The organism is Arthrobacter sp. SDTb3-6 (genome assembly GCF_013376095.1).
Classification (GTDB): domain Bacteria; phylum Actinomycetota; class Actinomycetes; order Actinomycetales; family Micrococcaceae; genus Specibacter.
This window is the reverse complement of the sequence record NZ_JAAMFN010000002.1, coordinates 175,248-200,417: the sequence shown is the minus strand read 5'-3', so window position 1 is coordinate 200,417 and position 25,170 is coordinate 175,248. Positions and strand designations below refer to the sequence as shown.

At 67.5% G+C, this 25,170-nt stretch carries 23 protein-coding genes and 1 tRNA gene; 12 read left to right on the top strand and 12 right to left on the bottom strand.

The genetic code is table 11. The features are described from left to right. The first annotated feature begins 124 nt into the window (after positions 1 to 124). From dhaK to dhaM, 3 genes are read left to right on the top strand one after another with little or no spacing between them, the layout of a single operon-like run. Complete coding sequence (dhaK, locus tag G6035_RS01930; protein ID WP_176615365.1) at positions 125 to 1,123, top strand: dihydroxyacetone kinase subunit DhaK; 999 nt, start codon at positions 125 to 127, stop codon at positions 1,121 to 1,123. Then, the gene (gene dhaL / locus G6035_RS01925) at positions 1,124 to 1,906 is read left to right on the top strand and encodes a dihydroxyacetone kinase subunit DhaL (RefSeq protein ID WP_176615364.1); all 783 of its coding nucleotides are present in this window, start codon (positions 1,124 to 1,126) and stop codon (positions 1,904 to 1,906) included. Then, positions 1,903 to 2,751: a dihydroxyacetone kinase phosphoryl donor subunit DhaM gene (gene dhaM / locus G6035_RS01920; RefSeq protein ID WP_176615363.1), complete on the top strand. Its 849-nt coding sequence runs from the start codon at positions 1,903 to 1,905 to the stop codon at positions 2,749 to 2,751. Before dhaL ends, dhaM begins: the two co-directional genes overlap by 4 nt. 119 nt (positions 2,752 to 2,870) lie before the next feature. On the opposite strand, the gene G6035_RS01915 is transcribed toward dhaM, so the two are convergent. Further along, positions 2,871 to 3,803: an A/G-specific adenine glycosylase gene (locus tag G6035_RS01915; protein WP_176615362.1), complete on the bottom strand. Its 933-nt coding sequence runs from the start codon at positions 3,801 to 3,803 to the stop codon at positions 2,871 to 2,873. A 93-nt stretch (positions 3,804 to 3,896) separates the two neighbouring features. On the opposite strand from G6035_RS01915, the gene G6035_RS01910 reads away from it, so the two are divergent. Next, complete coding sequence (locus tag G6035_RS01910) at positions 3,897 to 4,595, top strand: hypothetical protein (protein ID WP_176615361.1); 699 nt, start codon at positions 3,897 to 3,899, stop codon at positions 4,593 to 4,595. A gap of 28 nt (positions 4,596 to 4,623) precedes the next feature. Here the strand turns inward: G6035_RS01910 and disA are convergent, their stop codons facing one another. The 6 genes from disA to G6035_RS01880 all read right to left on the bottom strand — a co-directional run bounded on the left by disA (position 4,624) and on the right by G6035_RS01880 (position 12,856). Next, positions 4,624 to 5,691, bottom strand: a complete 1,068-nt coding sequence (gene disA, locus G6035_RS01905) for a DNA integrity scanning diadenylate cyclase DisA (RefSeq protein WP_176615360.1) — start codon at positions 5,689 to 5,691, stop codon at positions 4,624 to 4,626. Positions 5,692 to 5,795: 104 nt separating this feature from the next. Continuing rightward, a complete protein-coding gene (locus G6035_RS01900; protein ID WP_176615359.1) occupies positions 5,796 to 7,943 on the bottom strand; it encodes a DUF222 domain-containing protein in 2,148 nt (715 codons plus the stop codon). A 92-nt stretch (positions 7,944 to 8,035) separates the two neighbouring features. Then, positions 8,036 to 9,433: a DNA repair protein RadA gene (radA, locus tag G6035_RS01895; RefSeq protein WP_176615358.1), complete on the bottom strand. Its 1,398-nt coding sequence runs from the start codon at positions 9,431 to 9,433 to the stop codon at positions 8,036 to 8,038. A gap of 60 nt (positions 9,434 to 9,493) precedes the next feature. After that, on the bottom strand, positions 9,494 to 10,621 hold the full coding sequence (locus G6035_RS01890) for an aromatic acid exporter family protein (protein WP_176615357.1): 1,128 nt from the start codon (positions 10,619 to 10,621) through the stop codon (positions 9,494 to 9,496). 65 nt (positions 10,622 to 10,686) lie between these two features. Next, positions 10,687 to 11,184 (bottom strand): MarR family winged helix-turn-helix transcriptional regulator, encoded by a 498-nt coding sequence (locus tag G6035_RS01885; protein ID WP_176615356.1) that lies wholly within the window; start codon positions 11,182 to 11,184, stop codon positions 10,687 to 10,689. Between the two features lie 10 nt (positions 11,185 to 11,194). Then, on the bottom strand, positions 11,195 to 12,856 hold the full coding sequence (locus G6035_RS01880) for an MDR family MFS transporter (RefSeq protein WP_176615355.1): 1,662 nt from the start codon (positions 12,854 to 12,856) through the stop codon (positions 11,195 to 11,197). 341 nt (positions 12,857 to 13,197) lie between these two features. On the opposite strand from G6035_RS01880, the gene pstS reads away from it, so the two are divergent. The 4 genes from pstS to pstB are packed head-to-tail and all read left to right on the top strand — an operon-like array spanning position 13,198 to position 17,226. After that, on the top strand, positions 13,198 to 14,316 hold the full coding sequence (pstS, locus tag G6035_RS19880) for a phosphate ABC transporter substrate-binding protein PstS (protein WP_371130793.1): 1,119 nt from the start codon (positions 13,198 to 13,200) through the stop codon (positions 14,314 to 14,316). A 37-nt stretch (positions 14,317 to 14,353) separates the two neighbouring features. Continuing rightward, the gene (gene pstC, locus G6035_RS01875) at positions 14,354 to 15,298 is read left to right on the top strand and encodes a phosphate ABC transporter permease subunit PstC (RefSeq protein ID WP_256882397.1); all 945 of its coding nucleotides are present in this window, start codon (positions 14,354 to 14,356) and stop codon (positions 15,296 to 15,298) included. A gap of 11 nt (positions 15,299 to 15,309) precedes the next feature. Next, on the top strand, positions 15,310 to 16,404 hold the full coding sequence (gene pstA, locus G6035_RS01870; RefSeq protein ID WP_371130792.1) for a phosphate ABC transporter permease PstA: 1,095 nt from the start codon (positions 15,310 to 15,312) through the stop codon (positions 16,402 to 16,404). A gap of 42 nt (positions 16,405 to 16,446) precedes the next feature. Next, positions 16,447 to 17,226: a phosphate ABC transporter ATP-binding protein PstB gene (gene pstB / locus G6035_RS01865; protein ID WP_176615352.1), complete on the top strand. Its 780-nt coding sequence runs from the start codon at positions 16,447 to 16,449 to the stop codon at positions 17,224 to 17,226. Between the two features lie 80 nt (positions 17,227 to 17,306). On the opposite strand, the gene G6035_RS01860 is transcribed toward pstB, so the two are convergent. From G6035_RS01860 to G6035_RS01850, 3 genes are all read right to left on the bottom strand, one after another. Beyond that, positions 17,307 to 18,314, bottom strand: coding sequence for an anion permease (locus G6035_RS01860; protein WP_371130795.1), 1,008 nt, complete (start codon positions 18,312 to 18,314; stop codon positions 17,307 to 17,309). Positions 18,315 to 18,319: 5 nt separating this feature from the next. Next, entirely contained in the window at positions 18,320 to 18,883 is a 564-nt protein-coding gene (locus G6035_RS01855; protein ID WP_218062878.1) for a DUF47 domain-containing protein, read from the bottom strand. Positions 18,884 to 19,108: 225 nt separating this feature from the next. Next, positions 19,109 to 19,756 carry a hypothetical protein gene (locus G6035_RS01850; protein ID WP_176615349.1) on the bottom strand — a complete coding sequence of 216 codons (648 nt, stop codon included), beginning with the start codon at positions 19,754 to 19,756 and terminating at the stop codon, positions 19,109 to 19,111. Between the two features lie 247 nt (positions 19,757 to 20,003). On the opposite strand from G6035_RS01850, the gene G6035_RS01845 reads away from it, so the two are divergent. Beyond that, positions 20,004 to 20,079: transfer RNA gene (locus tag G6035_RS01845), tRNA-Lys, on the top strand. A 120-nt stretch (positions 20,080 to 20,199) separates the two neighbouring features. Here the strand turns inward: G6035_RS01845 and G6035_RS01840 are convergent. Beyond that, the gene (locus G6035_RS01840) at positions 20,200 to 21,240 is read right to left on the bottom strand and encodes a hypothetical protein (RefSeq protein ID WP_176615348.1); all 1,041 of its coding nucleotides are present in this window, start codon (positions 21,238 to 21,240) and stop codon (positions 20,200 to 20,202) included. Between the two features lie 149 nt (positions 21,241 to 21,389). On the opposite strand from G6035_RS01840, the gene G6035_RS01835 reads away from it, so the two are divergent. From G6035_RS01835 to G6035_RS01825, 3 genes are read left to right on the top strand one after another with little or no spacing between them, the layout of a single operon-like run. After that, entirely contained in the window at positions 21,390 to 22,223 is an 834-nt protein-coding gene (locus G6035_RS01835) for a hydroxymethylpyrimidine/phosphomethylpyrimidine kinase (RefSeq protein WP_176615347.1), read from the top strand. A 42-nt stretch (positions 22,224 to 22,265) separates the two neighbouring features. Beyond that, positions 22,266 to 22,601 (top strand): GNAT family N-acetyltransferase, encoded by a 336-nt coding sequence (locus G6035_RS01830; protein WP_176615346.1) that lies wholly within the window; start codon positions 22,266 to 22,268, stop codon positions 22,599 to 22,601. Then, positions 22,602 to 23,360, top strand: coding sequence for an SDR family oxidoreductase (locus tag G6035_RS01825; protein ID WP_176615345.1), 759 nt, complete (start codon positions 22,602 to 22,604; stop codon positions 23,358 to 23,360). Between the two features lie 82 nt (positions 23,361 to 23,442). Here the strand turns inward: G6035_RS01825 and G6035_RS01820 are convergent, their stop codons facing one another. Next, on the bottom strand, positions 23,443 to 25,038 hold the full coding sequence (locus tag G6035_RS01820) for an MFS transporter (RefSeq protein ID WP_176615344.1): 1,596 nt from the start codon (positions 25,036 to 25,038) through the stop codon (positions 23,443 to 23,445). Positions 25,039 to 25,170 lie beyond the last annotated feature (132 nt).

The following is a 25,170-nucleotide window of genomic DNA, read 5'->3' as shown; positions in this document are numbered from 1 at the left end:
GCATGGCGCGCCTGCCCCTACCAAGCGGCAACCCGGCCGGGTAGTGTTCAAGGCAGGGGGCACCCGCACTTCAGCTGCGCACGCCGCCCGGTTATGCTCACCGTTCGACCCGGAGGATGCCGTCATGAAAAAGCTCATCAATGATCCCAAGGACGTTGTGGATGAATCGGTGGAGGGGTTTGGCCTGGCGCACGCCCACCTCGTCACGGTCCACCCCGACCCGCTGTTTGTCTCGCGCAAGGTGCCCAAGGCCGGCAAGGTGGGGCTGCTGTCCGGCGGCGGCAGCGGGCACGAGCCCCTCCACGCCGGCTATGTCGGCTTTGGGATGCTCGACGCCGCCGTCCCCGGCGCTGTTTTCACCTCGCCCACCCCGGACGCCATCATTCCGGCGACCGCCGCCGCAAACTCGGGCGCCGGCGTCGTACACATCGTGAAAAACTACACCGGCGACGTCCTCAACTTTGAAACGGCCGCCGAGATGGCCCAGGCCGACGGCATTGAGGTGCGCACGGTCCTGGTGAACGATGACGTCGCCGTGGAAGACTCGCTGTACACCGCCGGGCGGCGCGGCGTGGGCGGCACCGTCCTCGTGGAGAAGATCGCCGGCGCCGCGGCCGAACGCGGCGACGGGCTCGACGCCGTTGCCGCCCTCGGCCAGCGGGTGGTGGACAATGTTCGCACCATGGGCGTGGCGCTGTCGGCCTGCACAGTCCCGCACGCAGGCGTGCCGAGCTTTGAGCTGGGCGGGGACGAGATTGAGATTGGGATCGGCATCCACGGCGAGCCGGGCCGGCACAGGATCCCCATGGAAAACGCCGACGGCATCACCGAGCGGCTGCTGGAGCCCGTCCTCACCGACCTCAAGCCGGCGGCAGGCGAGAAGGTCCTCTTGTTCGTCAACGGCATGGGCGGCACCCCGTCCAGCGAGCTGTACATCGTCTACCGGCACGCGGTGAAGGTGCTGGAAGCGGCGGGCCTGGTGGTGGAGCGGTCACTCGTGGGCAACTACATCACTTCCCTGGAAATGCAGGGCTGCTCCATCTCAGTGCTGCGGCTGGACGACGAAATGACCGAATTGTGGGACGCGCCCGTCCACACGCCGGCCCTGCGATGGGGGATGTAAATGGCGGACAACGGCACGGCAGGAACACTGGATGTGGCCTGGGCCATCGACTGGCTGCGCCGCAGCGCGGCCGTGGTCGCGGAAAACCGGGTGGCGCTGATCGAGCTCGACCGGGCCATCGGCGACGGCGACCACGGCGAAAACCTGGACCGCGGCTTCACGGCCATCTTGGCGAAGCTTGACGAAGAACTGCCGGCCACACCCGGTGCGGCGTTCAAATTGGCCGCCCTGACGCTCATGTCAAAGGTGGGCGGGGCAGCCGGTCCGCTTTACGGCACCGCCTTCCTGCGGGCCGGCACCGCTGTAGGCGACGCCGCCGTGCTGGATTCGGCACTGCTGGTTGCGGCGCTGACGGCCGCACGGGATGGCGTGGTGGCGCGCGGAAAGGCCGAACTTGGCGACAAAACCATGATCGACGCCTGGACCCCCGCCGTGGACGCAGCCGCAGCAGCCGCTGACATGGGTGGTGCCGCAGGAGGCCCCTTTGCCGGCGCTGGGGGACCCGGCGGTGCTGCCGACGGTGGTGCAGGCAGTGGTTCCGACGGCGCTTTCGGTGCTGACGTCGGTGGTCCGGCGGCCGTGCTGGCAGCCGCTGCGGAAGCAGCCGAGGCGGGTGCCGCGGCCACGGACCCGCTCATTGCGCACAAGGGCCGGGCCAGCTACCTGGGAGAGCGCGCCATCGGGCACCGGGATCCGGGTGCGGCGTCGTCTGCCCTGATCCTGCGCGCAGCAGCCGATGCCGCGGCTGCTGCGTCGCCGGCCGCGTCCGAGGCCGGCGCATGAGTGTTGGGCTGGTCATCGTTTCGCACAGTTCCCAACTGGCCGCGGGAGTTGTGGAGCTGGCAGCCCAAATGGCACGCGACGTGGTGCTGGTCCCCGCAGGTGGGACCGACGACGGCGGCATTGGGACCTCGCTGGAGAAGGTCATGTCCGCACTGGGTGAAGCGGACGGAGGGGACGGCGTGGTGGTGCTGACGGACTTGGGATCGGCGGTCATGACGGCGGAATCTGCGCTGGAATTCATGGGCAACCCGGGAAATGTTGTCCTTGCTGACGCGCCGCTCGTGGAAGGTGCCGTGGCGGCCGCCGTGGCCGCCCAGTCCGGTGCCGCACTTGCCGTGGTACGGAAGGCTGCGGAGACGGCGCTGAATCTGCACGGCGCGGCTGCCGGTGCCACCGGTGGGGCAGCCGCCAGTATGGAAGGCGGTCAGTCCGGTGGTGCCCCCGGTGGTGCAGTCGCGGGGGTCGCGGCCGCCGGCGGCAGGGAGGCCATGGGCGGGGGACCAGGCCCGGGGACCGCGGGCGGGGGTGCTGTGGGCGCACGATCCGCGGCCGGTAGCGCACCGGGGCCAGGGGGCGCGGCCCCGGACGGCGCAGTGACAGCGGTCTTGACCCTGATCAACCCGCTCGGGCTGCACGCCCGCCCGGCGGCCATCCTGGCCGGCGCCCTGGGCGCCATGGACGTGGACATTGCCATCAACGGTGCCGACGCCCAATCGGTGTTCCTGCTCATGGCCTTGGGAGCCGGCAAGGGCACCAAGCTGAACGTCACTGCCACGGGACCCGACGCGCAACACGCCGTGGATCTGGTCCGCAGCGAAGTGGAAAACGGCTTCGGCGAGCTTTGAGCACCGGCAGGTCCACGCAGCTGACAGGCTGAGGCAGACCGGGAGCCTGCGCGGGTCCACATGATGGGGGCCGGTGCCCGGAACGCCAACCCCCGTCCCACGCCGTCGCACTGACCCCATCAGTGCGGCAGGTGGTAGCCATCCTCCGAGAGCTGGGCCAGGCCGTCGGTGACAAGGCCCGACAGGGCCCGTTGCAGCTGGGGTGCATGGGTGTTCAGGCCGTGCAGTTTGTCCAAGGCCGCCGTGACTTCGTCCCGATGCCCCGTCCGCGGTGCTGCGGCTGCAACCTCCGCCTCCGGGCCCCAGAGGAGTTCGGCGTGGACGGGGGAGTCCGATGCCCGAAGCACCGCCATGACGGCGCCGCGCACCTGCCTGTCAGTCCCGGCCCAGGGCTGGCCCTTGGGAATGTAGGTGGGCTCCGGCTGGCCGGCGGCGATCCAGGCACATTGGCCCATGACGGGGCAGAGCCCGCACTTGGGGCTGCGCGCCGTGCACACCAGGGCGCCCAGCTCCATGACGCCGGCATTCCACTCGACCGATTCGACCGGATCCCCGGGCAGCAGCTCCGCGGCCAGTGCCATCTCGGCGGCGGTCAGCGACGGGGCGGGCAGGGCCTGGCCAATGACCAGCCGTGCGTGGACGCGGCGGATGTTGGTGTCCACCACTGTTTCCCGCCGGCCAAAGGCAAACGCGGCCACGGCTGCAGCCGTGTACGTCCCAATGCCGGGAAGTGCCAAAAGTTCGTCATAGGTGTCCGGGACTGCGCCGTCGTGCCTTTGGACAATCTGTGCCGCAGCGGCATGCAACCTCAGCGCCCGGCGCGGATAGCCCAGCCGGCCCCAGGCACGCAGCACTTCGGCCTGGGACGCCGCGGCGAAGGCAGCGGGGCTTGGCCAGCGCGCCATCCACTCTTCCCAGACTGGCTGCACGCGGACCACGGGCGTCTGCTGGAGCATGATTTCACTGACCAGGACCCCCCACGGCTGGCAGTCGCCGCGCCACGGCAGGTCCCGGGCCGTTTCACGGAACCATTGCCGGATTTCCTGGTGCACCGTCTCTCCTTTGCAGCGTGTGTAAGCAGTACAACTGTAGCGAAAGCGGCGTGGTTGGCACGGCGGCGGCCCAGCCTTCGCTAGGGTTGATGCGTGGCTACATCAGGGACGAACAAGCAGGGCGGCAATGCGGCGCAGCCTGCCCGCCGGCCCAAGGTGTCGGCCAAGGTCTACCGGCGCCGCCGCCAGGTGGTGGGTGTTTTGGCGCTCATTGTGCTCGCCCTGCTGGTGGTGGGCGGCATCGGGATCGCGAACCTTTTTCGGGGTGCCGGTGCGTCCGACGCCGGAAACCCGGCGGCCGCCGTTTCATCCACGAGTGCGCCCTCGGACACCACGTCGACTGGTACAACTTCAGATGCCGCCAGCCCGGCCCCATCGGCTGCACCACCGGCCACGCCGCCGTCGGGCGTGTGCAATGAAGCGGGCATCAAGGTCAGCGGAGCCGTGGACAAGACGTCATACGCTGCCGGCGTTGATCCGACACTGTCCCTGCGGGTTACGAACACCGGCCCTGCGCCCTGTGACATCAACGTGGGAACCAGCCAGATGGAATTCAAGGTCACGAGTGGCGCTGACATGGTCTTCAATTCCAAGGACTGCCAGGCCGACGCGTCCAACCTGGTCAAGAACCTGATGCCGGGCGCATCCGAGACGGCCAAGTTCACCTGGAAACGGAACCGGAGCACTGCCAACTGTGCCAAGGTCACGGGGACGCCCGTGGCCGGCACCTACGTGTTTGTGGCGACCCTGGGCAAATGGTCAAGCGAACCCGTCAGGTTCGACCTCCAATAGGAGTCCGCGCCTAGAGGAACTACAGGAACTAAAGGAAACGATCCAGCAGGCTGGCCTCGGCAATGCGCGACAGCCCCTCGCGCACCGTGCGGGCCCGCAATTCACCAATGCCGTCGACCGCCATGAGGTCGTCAATCGTGGCGGCCATCAGGTTCTGCAGCCCGCCAAAGTGGTCCACCAGGCGGCCGGCGACAGCACCTGGCACGGCCTTGAGTTCCGAGACCAGCCGGTAGCCCCGGGGTTGGATGATCGACTCGAGTGAATCAAGGGTGGACAAGCCCACCACGCCCGCAATCAGGTTGAGGTTGATCAGGCCGGCCTGGTCAATATCCTGCAGGGCGGCAACCGCCTGGGCGACATCGGTCGTCTCAGGGTCGGTGTAGTCGCGGATCACCATGTCGGCGCCCGACCCGCGGGTTGCCGTCAACTCGTCGAGCTGCAGCGACAGCAGGCGGCCGTCAACGCCGAGTTCAAGCACGTATTGGGCAATTTCCTCGGAAATGCGCCGCACCATTTCGTGCCGCTGCAGCGTCACAGCCACGTCGCGCACCGTGACCATTGCCTCAATTTCCAGCGCCGACAACGAGCTTGTCACCTGGTCAAGGCGTGCACGGTAGCGTTCCAGGGTGGCCAGGGCCTGGTTGGCCCTGGCCAGCACCTTTTCCGAGCCTTCGAGGACGTAGCGCAGGCCATCGACGTACAGGGCGATGATCTGCATCGACTGGCTGACTGAAACCACCGGAACACCGCTTTGGATGGCAACGCGCTCTGCGGTGCGGTGGCGTGTGCCCGACTCCTGGGTTTCGATGCTGGGGTCCGGAACCAGCTGGACGGCGGCCCTCAGGATCCTGGTGACGTCCTTGTCACACACGATGGCACCGTCCATTTTCGCCAGTTCGCGCAACCGGGTCGGGGCGAAGTCGATGCCAATCTCGAACCCGCCGGAACACAGGCTGTCAATGGTTTTGTCCGAACCCAGGACGATCAGGGCTCCGGTGCGCCCCCGAAGAATCCGTTCGAGTCCGTCGCGCAGCGGGGTTCCCGGGGCAACTCGGGCGAGAGTGGCTTTCAGGGCCTCTTCGGGGCTGCGAAGCATTGACGAATCCTTTATTTCGAGCGCGGGAATCCGCACAAGTTCCATTGCCATAATAGTGTGAAGCGCGGCCTGGCGACGCGCCGTCGCAGAAACCTGGCGGCCCGCTAAAAGGGACACGGCTCCTCGGCTTGGACATGGATGTAGATGCGGCCCGTTGGCGTGGTGGTTTTCGTCCTGCCGGGCCCGTCCGGCTCGACAGTCCAGCCGGTGTCCGGCACGTCCTTGAGCTGATGGCAGAGCAGGTCCCGGGGGCGCAGGTTCTCCACGCTGGTCTCGCCCTTGGGCAGAAGGGTGCCGTTCGGGGCGTACCGGTCCAGCCAAAAGGGCACCGTGTGGTCGAGTTCGCAGGTGGCTGCCGGGTGGTCGCAGCCAATCCCCGTGCAAACGGGGTCCCTGCGGCGCACTTCCGCCGCGATGTCAGCCGGCGGGTGGTAGCGCTGCCGCCCCACGCTCAGCCTGGCCTGGGTGGCCGGGTCGGTCAGCAGGCGTTCCCACCAATACGAACCGGCGGCGAGTTCCCGGGCTTCCGATGGCGGGATGGGGCCGTAGCCTTCAAGGTATCCCGGCTCGTCCAACGCCCCCAGGAGGGTCAGTGCAGGCACGACCACCGAGACCTTGGCCGGAATCCTGGGCGTGAACCAGGACTCGGGCACCGGGCGGCCGGTGTTGTCTCCGGCATTTTCACCGGCGTTGCCGCCGGGAAGGGATGCGCTCCCGCCGCAGCCTGGGATGTCCGTGCTGCCGCGGGTGCCTGGGATGTCCGTGCTGCCGCTCCCGCTGCCGCTCCCGCTGCCGCTCCCGCTGCCGCTGCCGCCTGGGTCGGCCTTGCTGCCGCATTTGAGGCAGTAACCGGCCGGGTGCACGAATGCCTGGTGGATGAGGTCAAGGAAGGCATCGGCCCGGTAGTTGTCCAGCGACCGCGACGGGCGGCCAGTGGGAGTGGTCCCGGTGCTGGGCTCCCCGCCCGGCTTGGCCCCCTCACGCTGCGCCTGGCGGGCCCAGGAATCCAGGGAGTCGAAAAGGGATTTTGCCGGAACGGCATCCAGCACCGCGCTGAGCTGGGCCATGCCGTCCGGGAGCGGTGTGAACCAGACACGACGGTCCGTCCGGGCCCTGGTGTGCCGCTCCTCCAAGGGCTCAGGATTGTGCTTGAGTGCCAGCTTGCGGATCTTCCGGGTCAATGCCCTTGGGTTGGTCCGTGACGCGCCAGGCAGGAACATCGGCTCAATCAGCGTTTGAATTTCCGCGGGGACGTTCTCCACGCCCGCCAGGATGGCCTTGATCCGGGTCGAATCGAGCAGGCCCTCGCGGTAGAGGCCCATGGTCCCGGGCAGGTTGTCCGCCAGGGTCTCGGCATTGTCCAGCATGAGATGGGCGGTGCCCACCCCGACGCAGTGCAGTGCCATGATCTCCGCAACGGCATACTTGGAACGGTAGGAGTCCTCCTCCAACTCTTCCAGGCGCGTTGCCGGCCGCTCGCTGGCCAGGGGAGGCCTGCGGTTGGAGAACTCGGCCAGTGCTGCGTCTTCCATCGCCCGCGCAAAGGCTGCCAGGCGGTTGGCAGCGTGAATGTAGTCCAGGAGATGGTTCGCGCCAAGGCCGCGTGGATCAAGGCCGGCCAGGGCGTCGGCGCTGGAAACCGGCGACCAGGCGACATCCCGTGGGTTGTCCGGCCTTGGGGCGCCCGGCAAATCGGGGACCGCCGCCCGGATGGCCCGGACCCTGCCCAGGTCCCGTGGTCCCGTAAGCATCGATGGGGCGCCTGCCGGTTCTGGAAACGGCGGGACGGTGGGACCACCTTCGGCGTGGGCGGACTGGGGAGTGCCGGAGCCGGGCCGGCAGTTGGCCGCGCCTCCGTCGCCGCCCAGCCACGTGCCGCCCATACTGGTCCCGGGCCATCCGTCGTCGCCCCGCCACGTGCCGCCCATACTGGTCCCGGGCCATCCGTCGTCGGGCATGGACGCAATGAGCCGTGTGATGTCCGCGTCGCTGGGCCAGGCAGGTGAATCGTCGGGGATGGCCAGCTGACGTGCGCACTCGGCGTCGGTGGTTTCCGGGGCGGCTTCGTCGGCGTAGGGATCGGAGGCGATCAGCGCGGCCAGGGCCGCCTCGGCCGTGACGTCGCCGTAGGAGACAGGGGTCGGTGGCGCGTACCCCTGGTCCTCCAACCGGTGGCTGGGGGTTTGATCCAGAAGAGGCGGTCCGGCGGGGGTGGAATTCCCGTAGCTGCCGGGCCGGTCCATCGTGCCCATGTTCCAATGATACCTAATAAACAGCAAAAAAGTAACAGTTTCTAGAAATTATATTCTAATAGTTTCGCAACGGAATCCCCAGGGTTGTGCGCCTACAGCTGAAGCAGGATTTCGGTGGCTTCGGCAATGTGTTCGATCTGCTTGACCACGAAATTCGGCGGGATGGTGCCGGGCCCGGCGGGACTGGCCGGCACCAGGGCGTGCGTGAACCCCAACCGGGCTGCCTCCTGGATGCGCTGGTTGATGCCCGGCACGGGGCGTACCTCGCCGGCCAGCCCCACCTCGCCGAAGGCCACCAGCTTGGGGTGCATGGGCCGGTTGATCTTGGCCGAGGCGATGGCCATGGCCACCGCCAGGTCCATGGCGGGCTCGGACAGGCGGGCGCCGCCGACGGTTGCCACGTAGCTGTCGTCGCCATCCAGGCGCAGTCCGGCCCGCTGCTGGAGCACGGCCAGGAGCATCCCGACGCGGGCGGAGTCCAGCCCGCTGACCGTCCTGCGTGGCTGCGAACCGGTGGAGGTGGTCAACAGCGACTGGACCTCGGCGAGCAGCGGCCGCCGCCCTTCCATCGTCACCGAGATGCAGGTGCCCGAAACGGGATGGCTGGTGCGGGTGGTGAACAGCCCGCTGGGATCCGCCAGCCCCTCGATGCCGTCGTCGGTCAGGTCAAAGCAGCCCACCTCGTCCGTTTGCCCGTATCTGTTCTTGATGGCGCGCAGCAGGCGCAGGCGGGAGTGGCGCTCGCCGTCGAACTGGCAGACCACGTCCACCAGGTGCTCCAGCAGGCGCGGCCCGGCGATGGAGCCGTCCTTGGTCACGTGGCCCACCAGCAGCGTGGTCATGTTCAGGCGCTTGGCCGCGGCAATGAGCGACGCCGCCACCTCGCGCACCTGCGACACCCCGCCGGCGCTGCCGTCCACCATGGCGCTGCTGAACGTCTGCACGGAGTCCACGATCAGCAGCACCGGCTGCACGGCCTCCACCTGGCCCAGAGCCGTGCCCAGGTCGGTTTCGGCGCCGAGGTAGAGGGTGTCGGCGACGGCACCAATGCGCTCCGCGCGCAGCTTCACCTGGGCGGCGGATTCCTCGCCGGTCAGGTACAGCACCTTTTGCGGTTTCCGGCCGTGTTCGTTGCGGGCAAATTTCGCCGCCACGTCCAGCAGCAGCGTGGATTTGCCCACGCCGGGTTCGCCGGCCAGCAGGATGACCGCGCCGGGCACCATGCCGCCGCCCAGCACGCGGTCCAGTTCGGGCACCCCGGTCAGGTTGTGGGCGGCCTTGGACGCGTCCACTTCCGAGATCAGCTGGGCGGGGCGCACCACGGTGGTGGCCGCCGTGGTGCGGACCGTGACGGTGCCGACTTCCTCCAGCGTCCCCCACTCCTGGCATTCGCCGCAGCGGCCCACCCACTTGACGGCCGTCCACCCGCATTCGGTGCAGCGGAAGTTCTGCCCCGTGGATTTGGGTGCCTTCGTAGTCTTTGTTGCCATGGAACAACCCTAGCGCCGGGCACTGACACCCGGTGCCGTGAGGGGGAGGGCTGTGGAGAACTACAGCTTGGGCAGCAGTGAGCGGGCGTCGGCCGGGTCCATTTTCGCCGTCTCCAGCAGGTCCACCATCAGCGTGCGGAGGAGAAGCACCAGGGCCTCGCCTTCCATCCGCGTGATTTCCAGCTTGCCGGGGTGCAGCCGGGTGGCGATGTCCGCCAGGGTGTCCCGTGCGTGGCCCAGGGAGGCCTGCCTGGGGTTCGACGGCGAGTGGGCCAGTGCCGCGCCCAGCTCGTCGAGGGCGGCGGCCGAGTCGCTAAGCACTTCGGCCAGGTGCATGCTGCCGGCCTCTGACAGGGCGGCGTTGGTGATGGCGCTGGCCAGCCTGCGGGCCAGGACACGGCTGGAACGCATGGCGTAGTCCAGCCGCTCCATCAGCCGCGCCATCCCCTCCACCTCCTCCAAATGCCGCCGGTACAGCGGCGAGAGCCTGGCAATTTCCACGGCGCCGTGGAGGCCCTGGCGCATGGCGTCGATGCGGGGCTGCTGGCTGCGGGCCCGCACCAAGGCGTGCCAGGCGGTGGTGGCGTCGTTGTAGGAGAGGGCGGAGGCGCATTCGCGCAACACCAGGGAGGGTTCCCCCAGCGTGACCTTGAGATCGTCCTTGGGTGCGCGGCGGGGGTCCCGGGGCACCAGGAGCGTTGCGGCCAAGGCAAAGCAGCCGCCTACGACTGCGTCAATGCTGCGCGTGAAGGGCCCGCCGGCGGGGAGGGGGAGCAGGACCACCAGAAGAGACTGCAGGGCGAGCTGTGTGGTGAAGATGGCCCCTGAATCCAGGAACCTGGCCAGCAGGATGGACAGGAAGACCACCACGGCCGCCTGCCAGATGCCCGAACCCAGCCAGTGTAGCAGCGCGTCGCCAAGGATGATCCCGATGGTGCACCCGAGCCCTACCTCCAGGACCCGCCGCAGCCGGGGGTCCCGGGAAAATCCGAGGGCGATGATGGCACTCGTGGCGGCAAACAGGGGGCCGTGGTGGCCCAGCACCAGGGAGGAAAAATAGTACGCGCCCACGGCGCAGACGGTGATCAGCAGCGCCTGGAGGGAGGAATTCGCGCTGCGGCGCAGGCCCAGGCGGGCACGCCGTTTCAGGAATGTGAGGGTCTTGGGAGACCGGACCGGCGCAGGCATGGGACCCAGTCTATGCGGAACGGCCCGCCCCGGACGCTGCTGGCGCAGGTGGGGCGGGCCGGGCTTCAGTCGCGGTTTTCGTTCAGCCTGTCCAGCAGTTCAGCGAAGCGCCTGACTTCCCCCGTGTCCCATTCGGCGAGCCGGTCGTAGAGGACCTTGCGGGCCTGCGCCTGGGTCGCATCGAAGCGGGTGTGGGCCTGGTCCGTCATGGCCACCAGGTGGGCGCGCCCGTCACTGGGGTCCGGGGTGCGGGCCACCAGGCCCAGTTCCTCAAGCTGCTTGATGGACCGGCTCATCGCGGCCTTGTCGGCATCCACCTTGTGCGCCAGGGCGATCTGTTGGATGGGGCCCGACTGGGAGAGGATGGTGAGCACCTTGAAGCCCATGGGCTGCAGTTCGGGGTGGATCGCCGCCGCCCGGCTGATGATGCTCTTGCGGGTCTTGATGATCATGATCCCGAACTGCCGCTCGACGTCCCGGATGGCGTCCTGCAGGGCGGGATCGACGGCGTCCGACTGCGCCACCGGCGGCAGTTCCGGCGGCACGGCAAAGGGGTCGGTCATGCAGTCCATTTTAGCGCCGAACCACCGGCAGGTTCCCGGTCGCGGTGCCGGGGGCCACGGCCACGAGTGCTTCACTGACGTCGGCAAGGTTCTGCTCAGCGCTTTCCAGATCGAGGATCCCGGTGGCCGCGGCGTCGCTCTTCTCGCGCTGGTCGCGCGTCTGGCTGCTGAGTTCCAGGTTGGGCAGGAAAACAATGGCGAGGATTGTCAGGATGCTCAGGGGTGCGGCAATCATGAATACAAAGGCCACCGAGTCGCCGTAACTGGATTCAATGATGGACCGGACGGAGTCGGGCAGGCTGTGGACGGCCGGAATGCTCCCGCCGGCCAGGGCTGCGCCCAGCGCCTTGCCCTGTGCGCCGAGTGCCGCGATGGCCGCCTGCAGCTCGGCCGCCTTGCCGCCGAGCACATCCACCACCTTGGTGGCCATGAGTGCGCCGAGGACGGAGACGCCGATGGTGCCGCCGAGGGAGCGGAAGAAGGCAATGCCGGAACTTGCCACGCCAATCTCCGCCGGGGTGACGGCGTTCTGGACGATCAGGACCAGGTTCTGCATGACCATGCCCAGGCCGGCGCCGAGGACGAACATGTACAGGGAGACCAGCACAAAGTTCGTGTCGTAGTGGATGGTGCCCAGCATGAACAGGCCCGCCAGCTGCAGGACGGATCCGAGGACCATGACCATCTTCCATTTGCCAAACTTGGAGATCAGGGCCCCGGCGATGGTGGAGACGATGAGCAGGCCGGCCATCATGGGGATGGTCATCAGGCCGGACTGGGTGGCGTTGGCGCCACGGGCCAGCTGCATGTACTGGGCCAGGAACACCGAGGTGCCGAACATGGAGACGCCGACGGAAATTGAGGCGACTACGGACAGGGTGAAGGTGCGGTTCCTGAACATGGCCAGCGGGATGATCGGTTCGGAAGCCTTCAGCTCCACGATGACGAAGGCGACGAGGGCGGCGGCCGCGCCGCCCACCATCAGCGCGGTGGTGGTGCTGGCCCAGTCAAACTGGGTTCCGGCCAGGGACACCCAGACAAGCAGCAGCGAGACGCCGGCCGAAAGCAGGACAATGCCCGCGTAGTCGATCGACACCTTGCGCTTGGCCTGGACCGGCAGGTGGAGCGTTTTTTGGATCAGGATGATGGCGATGGCGGCGAAGGGGAGCGCCACGAAGAAGTTCCAGCGCCAGTTGATGGCGTCGGTGATGAAGCCGCCGATCAGCGGGCCGCCCACGGTGCCCAGGGCCATGACGGCACCAAACAGGCCCATGTACTTGCCGCGCTCACGGGGGGAGATGATGTCCGCCATGACGATCTGGCTCAGGGCGGTCAGGCCGCCGGCGCCCAGTCCCTGAAAGACGCGCATGGTGATGAGCATCGAGGTGTCCTGCGAGAAGCCGGCAATTGCGGAGGCGACCACGAAGACCACCAGGGCCAGCTGCAGCAGGACCTTGCGGTTGGAAAGGTCCGCGAGCTTGCCCCAGATCGGGGTTGAAATGGTGGTGGCCAGCAAGGTTGCCGTCACCACCCAGGTGTAGGCGGTCTGGTCGCCGTGCAGGTCCGAGAGGATGACGGGCAGCGAGGTGGACACCACGGTGCCGGCGAGGATGGAGACGAACATGCCCATCAGGAGTCCGGTGAGGGACTGGATCACCTGACGGTGCGTCATGCCGGAGTCGGACAATGCCGGATCCGGTCTGTTGGTTTTGGCTGTTTGCGACAAGGGTGCTCCAGGAGTGGGATCAATAACGGTTGATTTATGACAACTATATAAGAATTGGTTGCCGTTAGCAACCAATTCTTTCGTGGGCTGCATCTCACCCCGGCACATCCGGGCGGGCCGCGCAAGGTACCCCGGGCAGCCGGGGATGTGTCCGGCGTCGCATCCGAAAAACCAAGAATCCCATCAGCGTTAACCTTCCGTTCACTTGTGTTGGACCGTTGTGTCATGTCACCGCCGTAGCTTCAAGGGGTAAGGAACCCCTGAAACCCATCGAAGAGGTAATTCGCGTGAAGGCACTTCACATTGGCCGCGTGGCAGCAGTTCTCACCGTCGGCGCACTCGCACTGACTGCCTGTGGCACGGACAACGCCGTGACCCCCGGCAACGGCGGCTCCTCCACCAGCGCGGCCGGCACCTCCGTCACCGGCACGCTGACCGGCACGGGCGCCACCTCCATTTCCGCCGCCATGGATGCCTGGAAGGCCGGCTTTGAGTCAGCCAACTCCGGCGCACATGTCCAGTATTCGCCGGAAGGTTCCGGCGCAGGCCGCAAGGCGCTCATCGCCGGTGCCGTGCAGTTTGCCGGCTCAGACGCGTACATGAAGGATGCCGAGCTCGCCAGCGCGAAGGCCAAGTGCGGTCCCGCCGGCGCCATCGACGTCCCCTGGTACATCTCCCCGATCGCCGTGGCTTTCAACGTCCCTGGTGTGAAGGACCTCAAGCTCGACGCCGACACGGTCGCCAAGATCTTCCGCGGCGGGATCAAGAACTGGAACGACCCGGCCATCAAGGCCTCGAACCCCTCCGCCACGCTGCCGGACCTGGCCATCACGCCCGTGCACCGCTCGGACAACTCGGGCACCACCGAAAACTTCACCGACTACCTGGCGCAGGCCGCCAAGGGCGTCTGGACCGATGCGAAGTCCGGCGACTGGCCCTCCGCACTGCCGGGTGAAAACGCCAAGGGAACCTCCGGCGTCGTAAAGACCGTGACTGAGACGCCCGGCGCCGTCACCTACGCCGACGACTCCGCCGTCACCGGCACCCTGGGCAAGGTTGAGTTGAAGGTGGGCGATGCATACGTGCCCGTCACCGCCGAGGCCGCCGCCAAGGCCGTTGATGAGGCGAAGGCCGTACCGGGCCGCAACGCCAACGACCTCTCGCTGAAGCTGGACCGCACCACCACGACCGCCGGCGCCTACCCCGCCGTGCTGGTCTCCTACGCCGTGTTCTGCGGCAGCTACGCGGATGCCAATACCGTCGACGTGGTCAAGGCCTTCGGCAACTACGCGGTCAGCGACGCCGGCCAGAAGGCCGCCGCCGACGCTGCCAAGAGCGCCCCGTTGTCCGCCGCCCTCGCCGCGAAGGCAAAGGCCGCGATCGATTCCATCACCGTCGCCAAGTAGGCTGCGGCAAAGCAACATAAAAGGTACCAGGTTGTCCATTATTACCAAGCCCGCACCCAAGGCGGGAACAAGGCAGGCCGGCCCGGGCCGTGCCGGGGACAAGGTGTTCTCCGGCGCGGCGCTGGGTGCCGGCGTGCTGATTGTGGTGGTGCTGTTCGCCGTCGCCATGTTCCTGGTCATCCAGGCCCTGCCGACGTTCAGCGCTGCACCCGGCGATATCACGGGAGGGAAGGGGTTCGCCTCCTACATTTTCCCGATTGTCGTCGGCACGCTGATCGCAGCAGCCATTGCGCTGGTCATCGCCACGCCCATCGGCATTGCAGTGGCACTGTTCATCTCGCATTATGCGCCGCGCGGCATGGCACGGGGCCTGGGTTATGTGGTGGACCTCCTGGCAGCCATTCCGTCAGTCATCTACGGCGCCTGGGGTGCCACGTTTCTGGCGGCCCAGCTGAAGGTGCCGTACCAGTGGCTGGCGGACAACCTTGGCTGGATCCCCATTTTTGGCGGCCCGGCGTCCGGGACGGGCAAGACGATCCTGACGGCCGGCATCGTGCTGGCGGTCATGGTCCTGCCCATCATTGCCTCCCTTGCCCGCGAGATCTTTCTCCAGGCGCCCATGCTGCACCAGGAAGCTGCCCTGGCGCTGGGTGCCACCCGCTGGGAAATGATCCGGATGGCCGTGCTTCCCTTTGCCCGCGGCGGCATCATCAGCGCCGTCATGCTGGGATTGGGACGGGCTTTGGGCGAGACCATGGCAGTGGCCCTGGTCCTTTCCTCCGGACCGTTGATCGCCTCGCTGATCCGCTCCGGCAACCAGACCATCGCCGCCGAGATCGCCCTTGACTTCCCCGAGGCGTTTGGGCTGCGCCTCAGCGAACTGATAGCCGCGGGCCTGGTGCTGTTCCTCATCACCCTGCTGGTGAACATGGTGGCCCGCTGGATCATCAGCCGCCACAAAGAATTCTCGGGAGCCAACTGATGGCCGTGCCCATGACCGAACGGAAGCGTTCCGCCCTCACCCGCGGACGCCTGCCCACTTACACGCCCCATGTGGTGGCCGGCTCGGCCATTGTGGTGGCGGCGGCGCTGATGGCGCTCATCGGCTTCAACGCCTTTGGCTGGGGCGTGCTCTCCGCCGTGCTGTTTGCCGCGGGCAACGTCGCCAGTTCCGCCATCGTCGAAGGCCGCCGCAAGGCCGTGGACAAGCTGGTCACCTCCGTAGTGGTGGGTGCGTTCCTGGTGGCCCTGCTGCCGCTGGTCTCGGTGATCTGGACCGTATTGGTCAACGGCGTCCCGGGCCTGCTGGCCCCGGGCTTCCTGGGCACGTCCATGAACGGCGTCACGGGTGCTGTCGACAACGCCTCGGTCGCCAACCACACCCCGGTGCTCGGCGGCGTCTACCATGCCATGCTGGGTTCGGTGCTGATCACGCTGTGGGCCACCGTCATATCCGTGCCCGTGGGCCTGCTGACCTCCATCTACCTGGTGGAATACAGTGCGGACAACAAGTTCTCCAAGGTCATCACCTTCCTGGTGGACGTCATGACCGGCATCCCTTCCATCGTGGCGGGCCTGTTTGCCGCAGCGTTCTTCGGCCTGGTCATGGGGCCGGGGACCAAGACGGGGTTTGTGGCCGCCGTGGCCCTTTCGGTGCTGATGATCCCCGTCGTGGTGCGCTCCAGCGAGGAAATGCTGAAAATCGTCCCCAACGAACTGCGCGAGGCCGCCTACGCGCTCGGGGTCCGCAAGTGGCGCACCATCCTCAAGGTGGTCATTCCGACGGCGATCTCCGGCATTGCCTCCGGCGTCACCCTGGCCATTGCCCGGGTCATCGGCGAGACGGCGCCGCTGCTGGTCACGGCGGGCTTTGCCTCCCAGATCAACTCGAACGTGTTTGCCGGCTGGATGGCGTCCCTGCCCACGTTCATCTACACGCAGATCATGACGCCCACCTCGCCGTCCAACCCGGACCCGTCGGCGCAGCGCGCCTGGGCCGCGGCCCTGCTGCTGATCCTGCTGGTCATGCTCCTGAACCTGGGCGCCCGCCTGGTGGCCCGCATCTTTGCGCCGAAAACCGGCCGGTAGAACCTTAGTACCTTAGCAACCCAGAAACGGAAATTCTTCACCATGTCCAAACGTATTGATGTCAGTGACCTGAACGTCTACTACAGCGACTTCCTGGCCGTCGAGGATGTCAACATCACCCTCGATGCCAAGTCGGTCACCGCCTTCATCGGCCCCTCGGGCTGCGGGAAGTCCACGTTCCTGCGCACCCTGAACCGCATGCACGAGGTCATCCCCGGCGCCCGGGTAGAGGGCAAGGTGCTGCTGGACGGGGACAACCTCTATGCCGACGGCGTGGACCCGGTGACCGTCCGCAGCCAGATCGGCATGGTGTTCCAGCGCCCCAACCCGTTCCCCACCATGAGCATCCGCGACAACGTGCTGGCCGGCGTGAAGCTGAACAGCCGGCGCATGCCCAAGTCCGATGCCGACGAACTCGTGGAGAAGTCCCTGCGCGGCGCCAACCTGTGGAACGAGGTCAAGGACCGCCTGGGCAAGCCCGGTTCCGGCCTGTCCGGCGGCCAGCAGCAGCGCCTGTGCATTGCCCGGGCCATTGCCGTCTCACCCGAGGTGATCCTGATGGACGAGCCCTGCTCGGCCCTGGACCCCATCTCCACGCTGGCCATTGAGGACCTCATCAACGAGCTCAAGGACGAATACACGGTGGTGATCGTCACGCACAACATGCAGCAGGCCGCGCGTGTTTCCGACAAGACGGCGTTCTTCAACATTGCCGGCACCGGCAAGCCGGGCAAGCTGATCGAGTTTGCCGAGACCGCCACCATCTTCAACAACCCGTCGCAGAAGTCCACCGAGGACTACGTCTCCGGCCGCTTCGGATAGGCGCCCGCTTCGGACAGGCGCCCGCGGCGCCCAGGCAAGCGGCGCCCAGGCGAGCGGCGCCCAGGCGAGCGGCGGCGCGCTCAGGCGAGCGGCGAGAGGGCCAGGAAGAACAGCGCGCCCAGGAAGGCGCAGGCAAAGGGCGTGGCCACCCACATCCACACGATCCGGCCCAGGATGCGGCCGTTGGCCACGGAAAAGCGCTGGTTCCGCCCGGCGCCGGCAATCGCGGCGGTGACGGTATGCGTGGTGGACAGCGGCAGCGCCAGGCCGATCGCACCGACAAACAACAGCACCGCGGCCACGATCTCGGCCACGAAGCCGCGCATCGGGTCCAGCCGGACCAGGCGGTGGCCCAGCGTGTAGGAGATCCGCCACCCGCCGGCCAGCGTTCCGGCCGTCAGCGCCACTGCCGTAAAGGCCGGCACCCACAGCGGAATATTGCCTTCCGCGCCCACCCCGGCGGCCAACAGCGCAAACAGGACAACCGCCGTCGTGCGCTGGCCGTCCTGCAGGCCGTGCCCGAAGGCCACGGTAGCGCCGGCCACGGACTGGATCTGGCGGGTGCGGCGGAAGGCCCGCCCCGGCGTCGTGTTCCGGAAGGCCCAGGACGTGGGGTGGACGGCCGCGAAGCCCAGCACAAAGGCGATCACGGGGGACAGCAGCAGCGGCAGCACCACCAGCGTCAGCAACGTGCCGTTGATGCCCTGCAGGGGAGGGTGCCCCAGCGCCGCGGAGCCCAGCGAGGCCCCCACCAGCCCGCTGATGAGCGCATGCGTGGACGACGACGGATACCCCCGCCACCACTGGTACAGCCCCCACAGGCAGGCGCCCGACAAGCCCGCCAGCAGCATGATCAGCCCCGTGCGGCCCGCCGGCACCGTGAACAGGTGGCCGGCAAACACAGCCACCGCGTACACGCTCAGCACGGCGCCCACGCAGTTGAACAGCCCGGCGAGGAGCACGGCCACGGTGGGTGTCAGCGCCCGGGTGCGCACGGAAAGTGCGACGGCGGTGGAGGCATCGCGGAAACCGTTCAGGAAGGCGAAAACCGCCGCCGCAACGAGCACGGCGCCAAGCAGGAACGGCACCAAGGTCAGGATTCCTTGACGATGATGCTGCCCACCTGCGTGGCCACCGCCTTCATCTTGGTGCTGGCCGCGGCAAACTGGTCGGCCACCGAACGGTACCTGGCGAAACTGGCGGGGCTGTGGTTCTCCAGCAGCTCGGCCACCAGGATGCGGTGCGTGTGGTCCGCGCGCTTGGCCAGGCGCAGGATTTCCAGCCAGTAGTCCTCGAGCGAGTCGAGATCGTTCAACGCCTTCATGGCCGACGCCGTCAGCTCGGCCTGGCGGGACAGGATCTCCAGCACGTCCGCGCCGCGGGGCGGGATGCGCTCGAGCGTGTACAGCTCAACGAGTTCGGCCGCGCCCGTGAGCATCTCGCACGCCTCGTGCAGCAGCCGGCCCAGGGCGTACAGGTCTTCGCGGGGGAGCGGGTTGATGAAGCTGGTGCGCATGGTGGTCAGCAGGGTCGAAAACGCGGCGGTGGCGGTGCCTTCGTGCTGGCGCATGGTTTCGGCGAGGGCGGGGAAGTCGCCGCGGCGCGCGCCGAGCAGTTCGGCCAGGGTCTGGGTGCCCGCGACGAGTTGCTCCGCCATGAGTGCAAGGCTGTCCAGACCGGCACTTTCACGGGGGAAGAGGCGCAACTTCACGTTTGGGGCCTTTGTTTATGGGGGCATAAAAGTGGTGTCGAACCGGGAGCGCCTCTCGGCACTGGGCCGCTCGAAGCGGCTATAAAATGGAGCCCGGGGGTTCCGCGGTTCGACACCACTTTTAGTGTTCTACGTTGCGTCCCTGCTGTCAACCGGACGCCGTGGGCGCCCTTAGTCCAGTTCGCCCTTCCGCCACGCCACGGCCGCGCCTTCGAGGTCCTCGGCCGTGCGCACCAGCTGGTGCGCCTTCTTGTTCAGGGACAGGGCGTGCTCCGGATGTGCGGCCTTCCGGTCGACGGCGACGGCGGCCTGTCCCAGCGCCACCACCCGGCAAAACGCGGCGGAGCGTTCCAGCGCCACGTCGAAGTCGCCGTCGAACGCGCCGGAGAGGATGGCGTCGGCCATGGTGGTGATTTCCTCCGCGCCGGGCGGCTCCGCGACGCCGGCCACGGCGTTGGCAACCTGCGCCCGGTGCTGGCCGGCCCGGAAGAAGACGCTGATGCCTTCCGGGTCCCGCAGCGTGGCGGCGCGCAGGGCATAGAGGCGCCACAGGGCGCCGGGCAGGGAACCGGCAGGGCTGGCGGCCCACATCTCCGCAATGGCCTCCAGGCCCTGGCGGTCAGCGAGCTTGACCAGCCGTTTGGTGATGGCGGGGTCGTTGCTCTCCCGGCCGCCGCGGACCAGCGCGCGGGCGGCAAGGTGCGCCGCCTCGGACACGCGGGCCGGGTCCGTCCCGCCGGCGAACGGCTCAAAGTCTGCCGGTGCAAACGGCAGTGGCTTGTGCGGTCGGGGTGCTCGGTTGCCTGGTCCATCGTTCATGATCTGACACTACGCCAGCTGCGCGGCGCGGTCGAGGAAGCGGCCCGGGCGGCCGTCCAACCAATGTCCGGTGCCGGGCCGCCGAGGCGGCGGAGCGTGCCGCCGGCCCGGGCGCGGAGGGGGCCCGAACGGGCGTCCGGGATGCGTTCCACGCCGGATTCCCGGCCGAAATTGCATTCCGGCGCATGCCGTGCGGTAGTCTGAATTCCGAGAACTTTTCCTTCTGCGGGAAGGTTGTCAACAGGTCGGGCCTTTAGCTCAGTTGGTAGAGCATCGGACTTTTAATCCGTGGGTCGCGGGTTCGAGCCCCGCAGGGCCCACCAAGTACAAAAATCCCCGTTCCTGCACGGCAGGGGCGGGGATTTTTTATGCCCGGCGCGCCCCAACACGCGCCGTGGCACCCTCCCGGCCCGGCAGGAAGCACAGGCGCGCCCGGCCGCGCGTCAGGGGTGCGGCGTGCCGCCGGCGTTGACGGCGGCCGCAACGGCGGCCCCGGGCAGCTCGAGCGCGGTCCTGGTGGCCCGGCCGATGCAGTCGCCGAACATCGTCGGGAACTTGTGCGGGAACAACCGGGTGACGGTGCCGCCGGAGAATTGGATCTCGGTGGCCAGCATGGCGTTGCGGCCCACCAGCTGCCCCGACGCCACCTGCAGGGTCATGTCCTGGTGGCGCTCCATCGCCTTGAGCCGGTCGGTGGTGTAGGCGATGTCCCGGGGCGTGTAGTTGCCCACCAGCGGCTGGATCCACTGCGCCACCGCCTGGCCCGCATGGGTGGCAGGGCCGCCCAGGGATTGGCTGACGCATTGGATGAGGTCTCCCATCCACTGCGTTGCGGCGGGCCCCGACATTGAGACCAGGCGCATGGTGTCGGAGTGGCCGTCCCTGCCGGTGAATTCCAGCACCGAAAACAAGGCGTCCCCGAGGAGGTTGGAGCGCGTGGTGCTGCTCATGGTGAGGTGGGCGTTGGAAACGCCGTTGATGAACCCCCGCATGGTGGCGGCGTTGCCGGCAATCATGTTCCCGGACCCGGCAAGGTGCCCGGCGCCGACGCTGGTGGAGCGGGCGAACATCTTCATGGCATGCTCCAGGCCGCCGACGATGGCCCCGGAGGTTTCCTGGTCGAAATGGCGTTCCAGTTCAACGACGCTGGCGGCGTGGACGCTCACGCAGGAGGAGTCCGTGCCGAAGGCCGATTCGTGCGGGCGGATGGACAGCGCTGAGAGTTCCTCGTCGATTCTGCGCGAGTACGTAAAATCAGTTTCATTGAAGGCCATTGCCCTGCGCCGGGCGTTGAGGCCCGTCAGCAGCACGGGGACGCCGATGGCGGCCAGAATCACGGCAGGGACAAGCCACCCGGCGGAGCTGCCGCCCAGGCCGAGGACAAGGAAGAACAACGCCAGTGCGTCCAGTATTGCTCCCCACAGGACATGGGTGGTGCGTAGCATGGTCTGTGCATGCTGCGAGTACGGTGCCTTGCGTTTCATTCCGGTGCTCCTTGCTTGCGGTGAAGTGGTTCCGCTGTGCTGTTAACTGCCGATGCTACGGGGAGGCACCCACATGGCCCGTCATGGCAAGTCATGGAGGTAGTGGCCGCTGCCGGGCCTTCTTCCGCCCCGGATGGCAGGATGGAGACATGACTTCAACAGCACCCGCCCTTGCCCTGGCCATTGCCGGCTCCGAGGCGACCGGCGGCGCCGGCGCCCAGGCCGACCTGAAGACGTTCCAGGAGCTGGGCGTCTTCGGCATTGTGAACCTTACCTGCATCGTCTCCTTTGATCCCCGGGACAACTGGAACCACCGTTTCGTGCCGGTGGACCAGCAGGTCATCGCGGACCAGCTGGAAGCCACCACCGCAGCGTACGGTGCCGGTTCCGGGGCAACCACGGTGCTGGAGACGGTGAAGATCGGCATGCTGGGCAGCCCCGCCACCATCACCACGGTGGAAACCGCCTTGAAGGGGGCGGGCTTCAAGAACGTGGTGCTGGACCCGGTGCTGATCTGCAAGGGCCAGGAGCCCGGCCACGCCCTCGACACCGACCAGGCACTGAAGGCGCAGATCCTGCCCCTGGCCACCTTTGTCACGCCCAACCACTTCGAGGCGGAATCACTCTCCGGGATGGAAATCCACAACGTTGGGGACCTGAAGGCAGCGGCGCGCAGGATCCACGGGATCAGCGGCGCCGCCGTGCTCGCCAAGGGCGGGGTGAGGCTGTCAGGCGCGGACGCCGTCGACGTTTTCTTTGACGGTGAAACGCTGGAGGTCCTCTCCGCCCCGAAGGTGGGCGACGTGGCTGTCTCCGGGGCCGGGTGCTCCCTCGCCGCGGCCGTCACGGCGGAGCTGGCCAAGGGTGCCACGCCGTTGGAAGCGGCCCGCTCGGCCAAGGCGTTTGTCACAGAAGGCATCCGGAACCGGGTGGTTTCCGGTGCCCCGTTCACCGCCCTGTGGCAGGGCGGCGCTGCCGGCTAAGGATCTGTTGCCAGCGTCCCGGCATTGTGCCAAGCTCAGTTCATGAGCGATGAAACTGCCGGGCGCGGCGACGCATTTGAAGCAGATGTGACCATGGTCCGCAACGATGCGCGGCACCGTTACGAGCTGCACGTTGGCGCGGAACTGGCCGTCATCATCATGTTCCGCGAGCTGCCCGGGCACATCGACCTCATCCACACCGAAACCCAGCCCGGCTTCGACGGCCGCGGCCTGGCGAAGGTGCTGGTGCGCTACGCGCTTGACGACGTGGTGGCCTCGGGCAAGCGCATCATTCCGCACTGCCCGTACGTGGCCCGGTTCGTGGAGAAGAACCCGGATCTTTACGCGCAGTACACCGACCTCCCCGCCGAGCTGTAGGTGCCGCCCACCGCGCTCATCACGGGAGCCACATCCGGGCTGGGGGCGGAATTTGCCCAGCAGCTGGCCCGCTCCCGGCACAGCCTGGTCCTGGTGGCACGCGACGTTGCCCGGCTCGAGGCGAAGGCGGCCCGCCTGCGCCAGGACTTTGGCGTGGACGTGGAGGTCCTGCCCGCGGACCTGTTGACGGACGACGGCGTTGCCCGCGTGGGTGCCCGGCTGGCGGACCGCGCCCGGCCCGTCGGCGTGCTGGTGAACAACGCCGGCTTTGGCCTGGTGACGGCGTTTGAGCACAGCAGCGTGAAGGAGGAGACGGACCAGCTGCGGATCCTGGTGCGCACGCCCATGCAGCTGATGCACGCGGCCCTTGAGGGGATGCTGGAACGCGGCAGCGGTCGGATCATCAACGTGGCGAGCGTGGCAGGGTTCATCCCGCGAGGCTCCTACGGTGCGGCCAAGGCGTGGGTCATCAGTTTCAGCCGCTTCGCGAACCTGCGGTACGGGCCGCGCGGCGTCCACGTGACGGCGGTCTGCCCGGGCTTTGTACACACGGAATTCCACCAGCGGATGGGTGCCAACATGGGGCGCATCCCGAAGTGGATGTGGCTGGACCCGGAACCGGTGGTGCGCGAAGGCCTGGCCGACTCCGCCCGCGGCAAGTCGGTGTCCATCCCCTCACGGCGATACTCCACGCTCATCGCGCTCAGCCGCCTGGTCCCGGACCGGGTGGCGGCGGCCGCCGGGAACCGCGGCCGGTAGCCGTGTCCGTGGAGGCCGAACCGGCCTCCACGGCATCCCGGGGGCGGCATCCCGCGGGGTTTTTGCGGGGGCGGCAGGCGCCCTATTCCGGGCGGCCCACCGTGATCGGAATGCCCGTGCCCGGCGTGGCCGGCTCGTAGGAGTCGTCGAACGGCAGGTAGTCCATGTCCAGCAGCGGGTTCTCATCCTGCGTGGCCACCAGTTCCTGCGCCTCCTCGATGGTTGCCACGCTTGGCATCGAACCGGGCAGCGGCTTCTGGGCCGATTCGCGCAGGAAGTAGATGGCCACCGCGCCGATGGCGGAGGTGAACATCAGGTAATAGGCCGGCATCATGTCATTGCCGCTCAGCGTGATCAGGCCCTGGATGATGAACGGTGCGGTGCCGCCAAAGATGGCCACGGCGAAGTTGTAGGCAATGCCCATTCCGCCATAGCGGCTGGAGGTGGGGAACAGGGCGGGCAGCGAGGAGGCCAGGTTGGCCACGTAGAACGTCACCGGGAAGGCGATCAGGGCCAGGCCCAGGAGCGTTGACCAGATCGCGCCGACGCCGATCAGCATGAAGGCAGGCAGGGACAGCACCACGGTGCTCAGCGCACCCACCCAGAGGACGGGGCGGCGGCCCACCTTGTCGGAGAGCCTGCCGGTCAGCGGGATGCACAGGGCCATGATGACCAGCACCGGGATGGTCAGCAGCGTCCCGTGGACGGGATCGTAGCCCTTGGAATCTGTCAGGTAGGTCGGCATGTACGACGTCAGCGCGTAGCCCACGGTGTTGGCGGCGGCCACCAGGACCATGGCCAGCACAATCTGGCGCCAGTACACCTTGACCAGGCGGACCGGGCCGTTGGCGGTGTCCTCGTCGCCGGCTGCGGCGGACTTGGCATTTTCCTCGTTGGCGTCGAGGGTGGCCTGGAACTGGGGCGACTCCTCGATCTTCATCCGGAAGTAGATGGCAATGGCGCCCAGCGGCCCGGCGGCCAGGAACGGCAGGCGCCAGCCCCACTGTTCCATGGCGTCCTGGCCGATGGTCAGCTGCAGCACGGAAACCAGTGCGGCTCCAATGGCAAAGCCGAGGTAGCTGCCCAGGTCAAGGATGCTGGCAAAGAAGCCGCGGCGGCTGTCAGGGGCGTACTCGCTGACGAAGGTCGTGGCGCCGGCATACTCGCCGCCGGTGGAGAAGCCCTGGACGAGCTTGAGCACCACGAGCAGCACGGCCGCCCAGATGCCGATCTGGGCGTAGCCGGGCAGCAGGCCCACGGCAAACGTGGAGGCGGCCATGATCAGCAGTGTTGTGGCCAGCACCTTCTGCCGGCCGATCCTGTCACCCAGCCAGCCAAACACGACGCCGCCCAGCGGGCGGGCCAGGAACGTGGCGGCGAAGGTGCCCAGCAGGAACAGTGTCTGCACGGCCGGATCGGCCTCGGGCAGGAACACCGGTCCCATGGTGGCGATCAGGTAGCCGAACACGCCGACGTCGTACCATTCCATCGTGTTGCCGACCACGGTGCCGCCAAGTGCTTTTTTGAGCATTGGCGTGTCCACGACATTGACGTGGCCGACGTCGAGCCGGCGTCGCTTGAGTTTTGGCAGGCGGGGCCTTTTGGGTGCGGCCTGCGGTCCTTCTGCGGTGTCCTCAACACCTTTTTCCGGTTGAATCATGCTTCGGTCCATGGGCATTTGTCCAGCTCCCTACGGAGGTCATTTGCTTGCGGCTTTTAGCGTCGTTGCTACGGGCAGACCGTCAATTCTAGCAGACGGGGCATTCTAGCCCCCGGAAGCGGGTTCTTTCAAGGGTTTTGTGCGCGCTGG

What these genes read in the sequence shown, in the direction of transcription:
- G6035_RS01885 (WP_176615356.1), bottom strand. Translation starts at nt 11,184, where the DNA reads ATGACCGACCCCTTTGCCGTGCCGCCGGAACTGCCGCCGGTGGCGCAG.
- G6035_RS01890 (WP_176615357.1), bottom strand. Translation starts at nt 10,621, where the DNA reads ATGCCTGCGCCGGTCCGGTCTCCCAAGACCCTCACATTCCTGAAACGG.
- pstB (WP_176615352.1), top strand. Translation starts at nt 16,447, where the DNA reads ATGTCCAAACGTATTGATGTCAGTGACCTGAACGTCTACTACAGCGAC.
- disA (WP_176615360.1), bottom strand. Translation starts at nt 5,691, where the DNA reads ATGCTTCGCAGCCCCGAAGAGGCCCTGAAAGCCACTCTCGCCCGAGTT.
- G6035_RS01855 (WP_218062878.1), bottom strand. Translation starts at nt 18,883, where the DNA reads ATGGCGGAGCAACTCGTCGCGGGCACCCAGACCCTGGCCGAACTGCTC.
- pstA (WP_371130792.1), top strand. Translation starts at nt 15,310, where the DNA reads ATGACCGAACGGAAGCGTTCCGCCCTCACCCGCGGACGCCTGCCCACT.
- G6035_RS01900 (WP_176615359.1), bottom strand. Translation starts at nt 7,943, where the DNA reads ATGGGCACGATGGACCGGCCCGGCAGCTACGGGAATTCCACCCCCGCC.
- G6035_RS01880 (WP_176615355.1), bottom strand. Translation starts at nt 12,856, where the DNA reads ATGACGCACCGTCAGGTGATCCAGTCCCTCACCGGACTCCTGATGGGC.
- G6035_RS01850 (WP_176615349.1), bottom strand. Translation starts at nt 19,756, where the DNA reads ATGAACGATGGACCAGGCAACCGAGCACCCCGACCGCACAAGCCACTG.
- G6035_RS01840 (WP_176615348.1), bottom strand. Translation starts at nt 21,240, where the DNA reads ATGAAACGCAAGGCACCGTACTCGCAGCATGCACAGACCATGCTACGC.
- radA (WP_176615358.1), bottom strand. Translation starts at nt 9,433, where the DNA reads ATGGCAACAAAGACTACGAAGGCACCCAAATCCACGGGGCAGAACTTC.
- G6035_RS01835 (WP_176615347.1), top strand. Translation starts at nt 21,390, where the DNA reads ATGACTTCAACAGCACCCGCCCTTGCCCTGGCCATTGCCGGCTCCGAG.
- dhaK (WP_176615365.1), top strand. Translation starts at nt 125, where the DNA reads ATGAAAAAGCTCATCAATGATCCCAAGGACGTTGTGGATGAATCGGTG.
- G6035_RS01820 (WP_176615344.1), bottom strand. Translation starts at nt 25,038, where the DNA reads ATGCCCATGGACCGAAGCATGATTCAACCGGAAAAAGGTGTTGAGGAC.
- G6035_RS01830 (WP_176615346.1), top strand. Translation starts at nt 22,266, where the DNA reads ATGAGCGATGAAACTGCCGGGCGCGGCGACGCATTTGAAGCAGATGTG.
- dhaM (WP_176615363.1), top strand. Translation starts at nt 1,903, where the DNA reads ATGAGTGTTGGGCTGGTCATCGTTTCGCACAGTTCCCAACTGGCCGCG.
- dhaL (WP_176615364.1), top strand. Translation starts at nt 1,124, where the DNA reads ATGGCGGACAACGGCACGGCAGGAACACTGGATGTGGCCTGGGCCATC.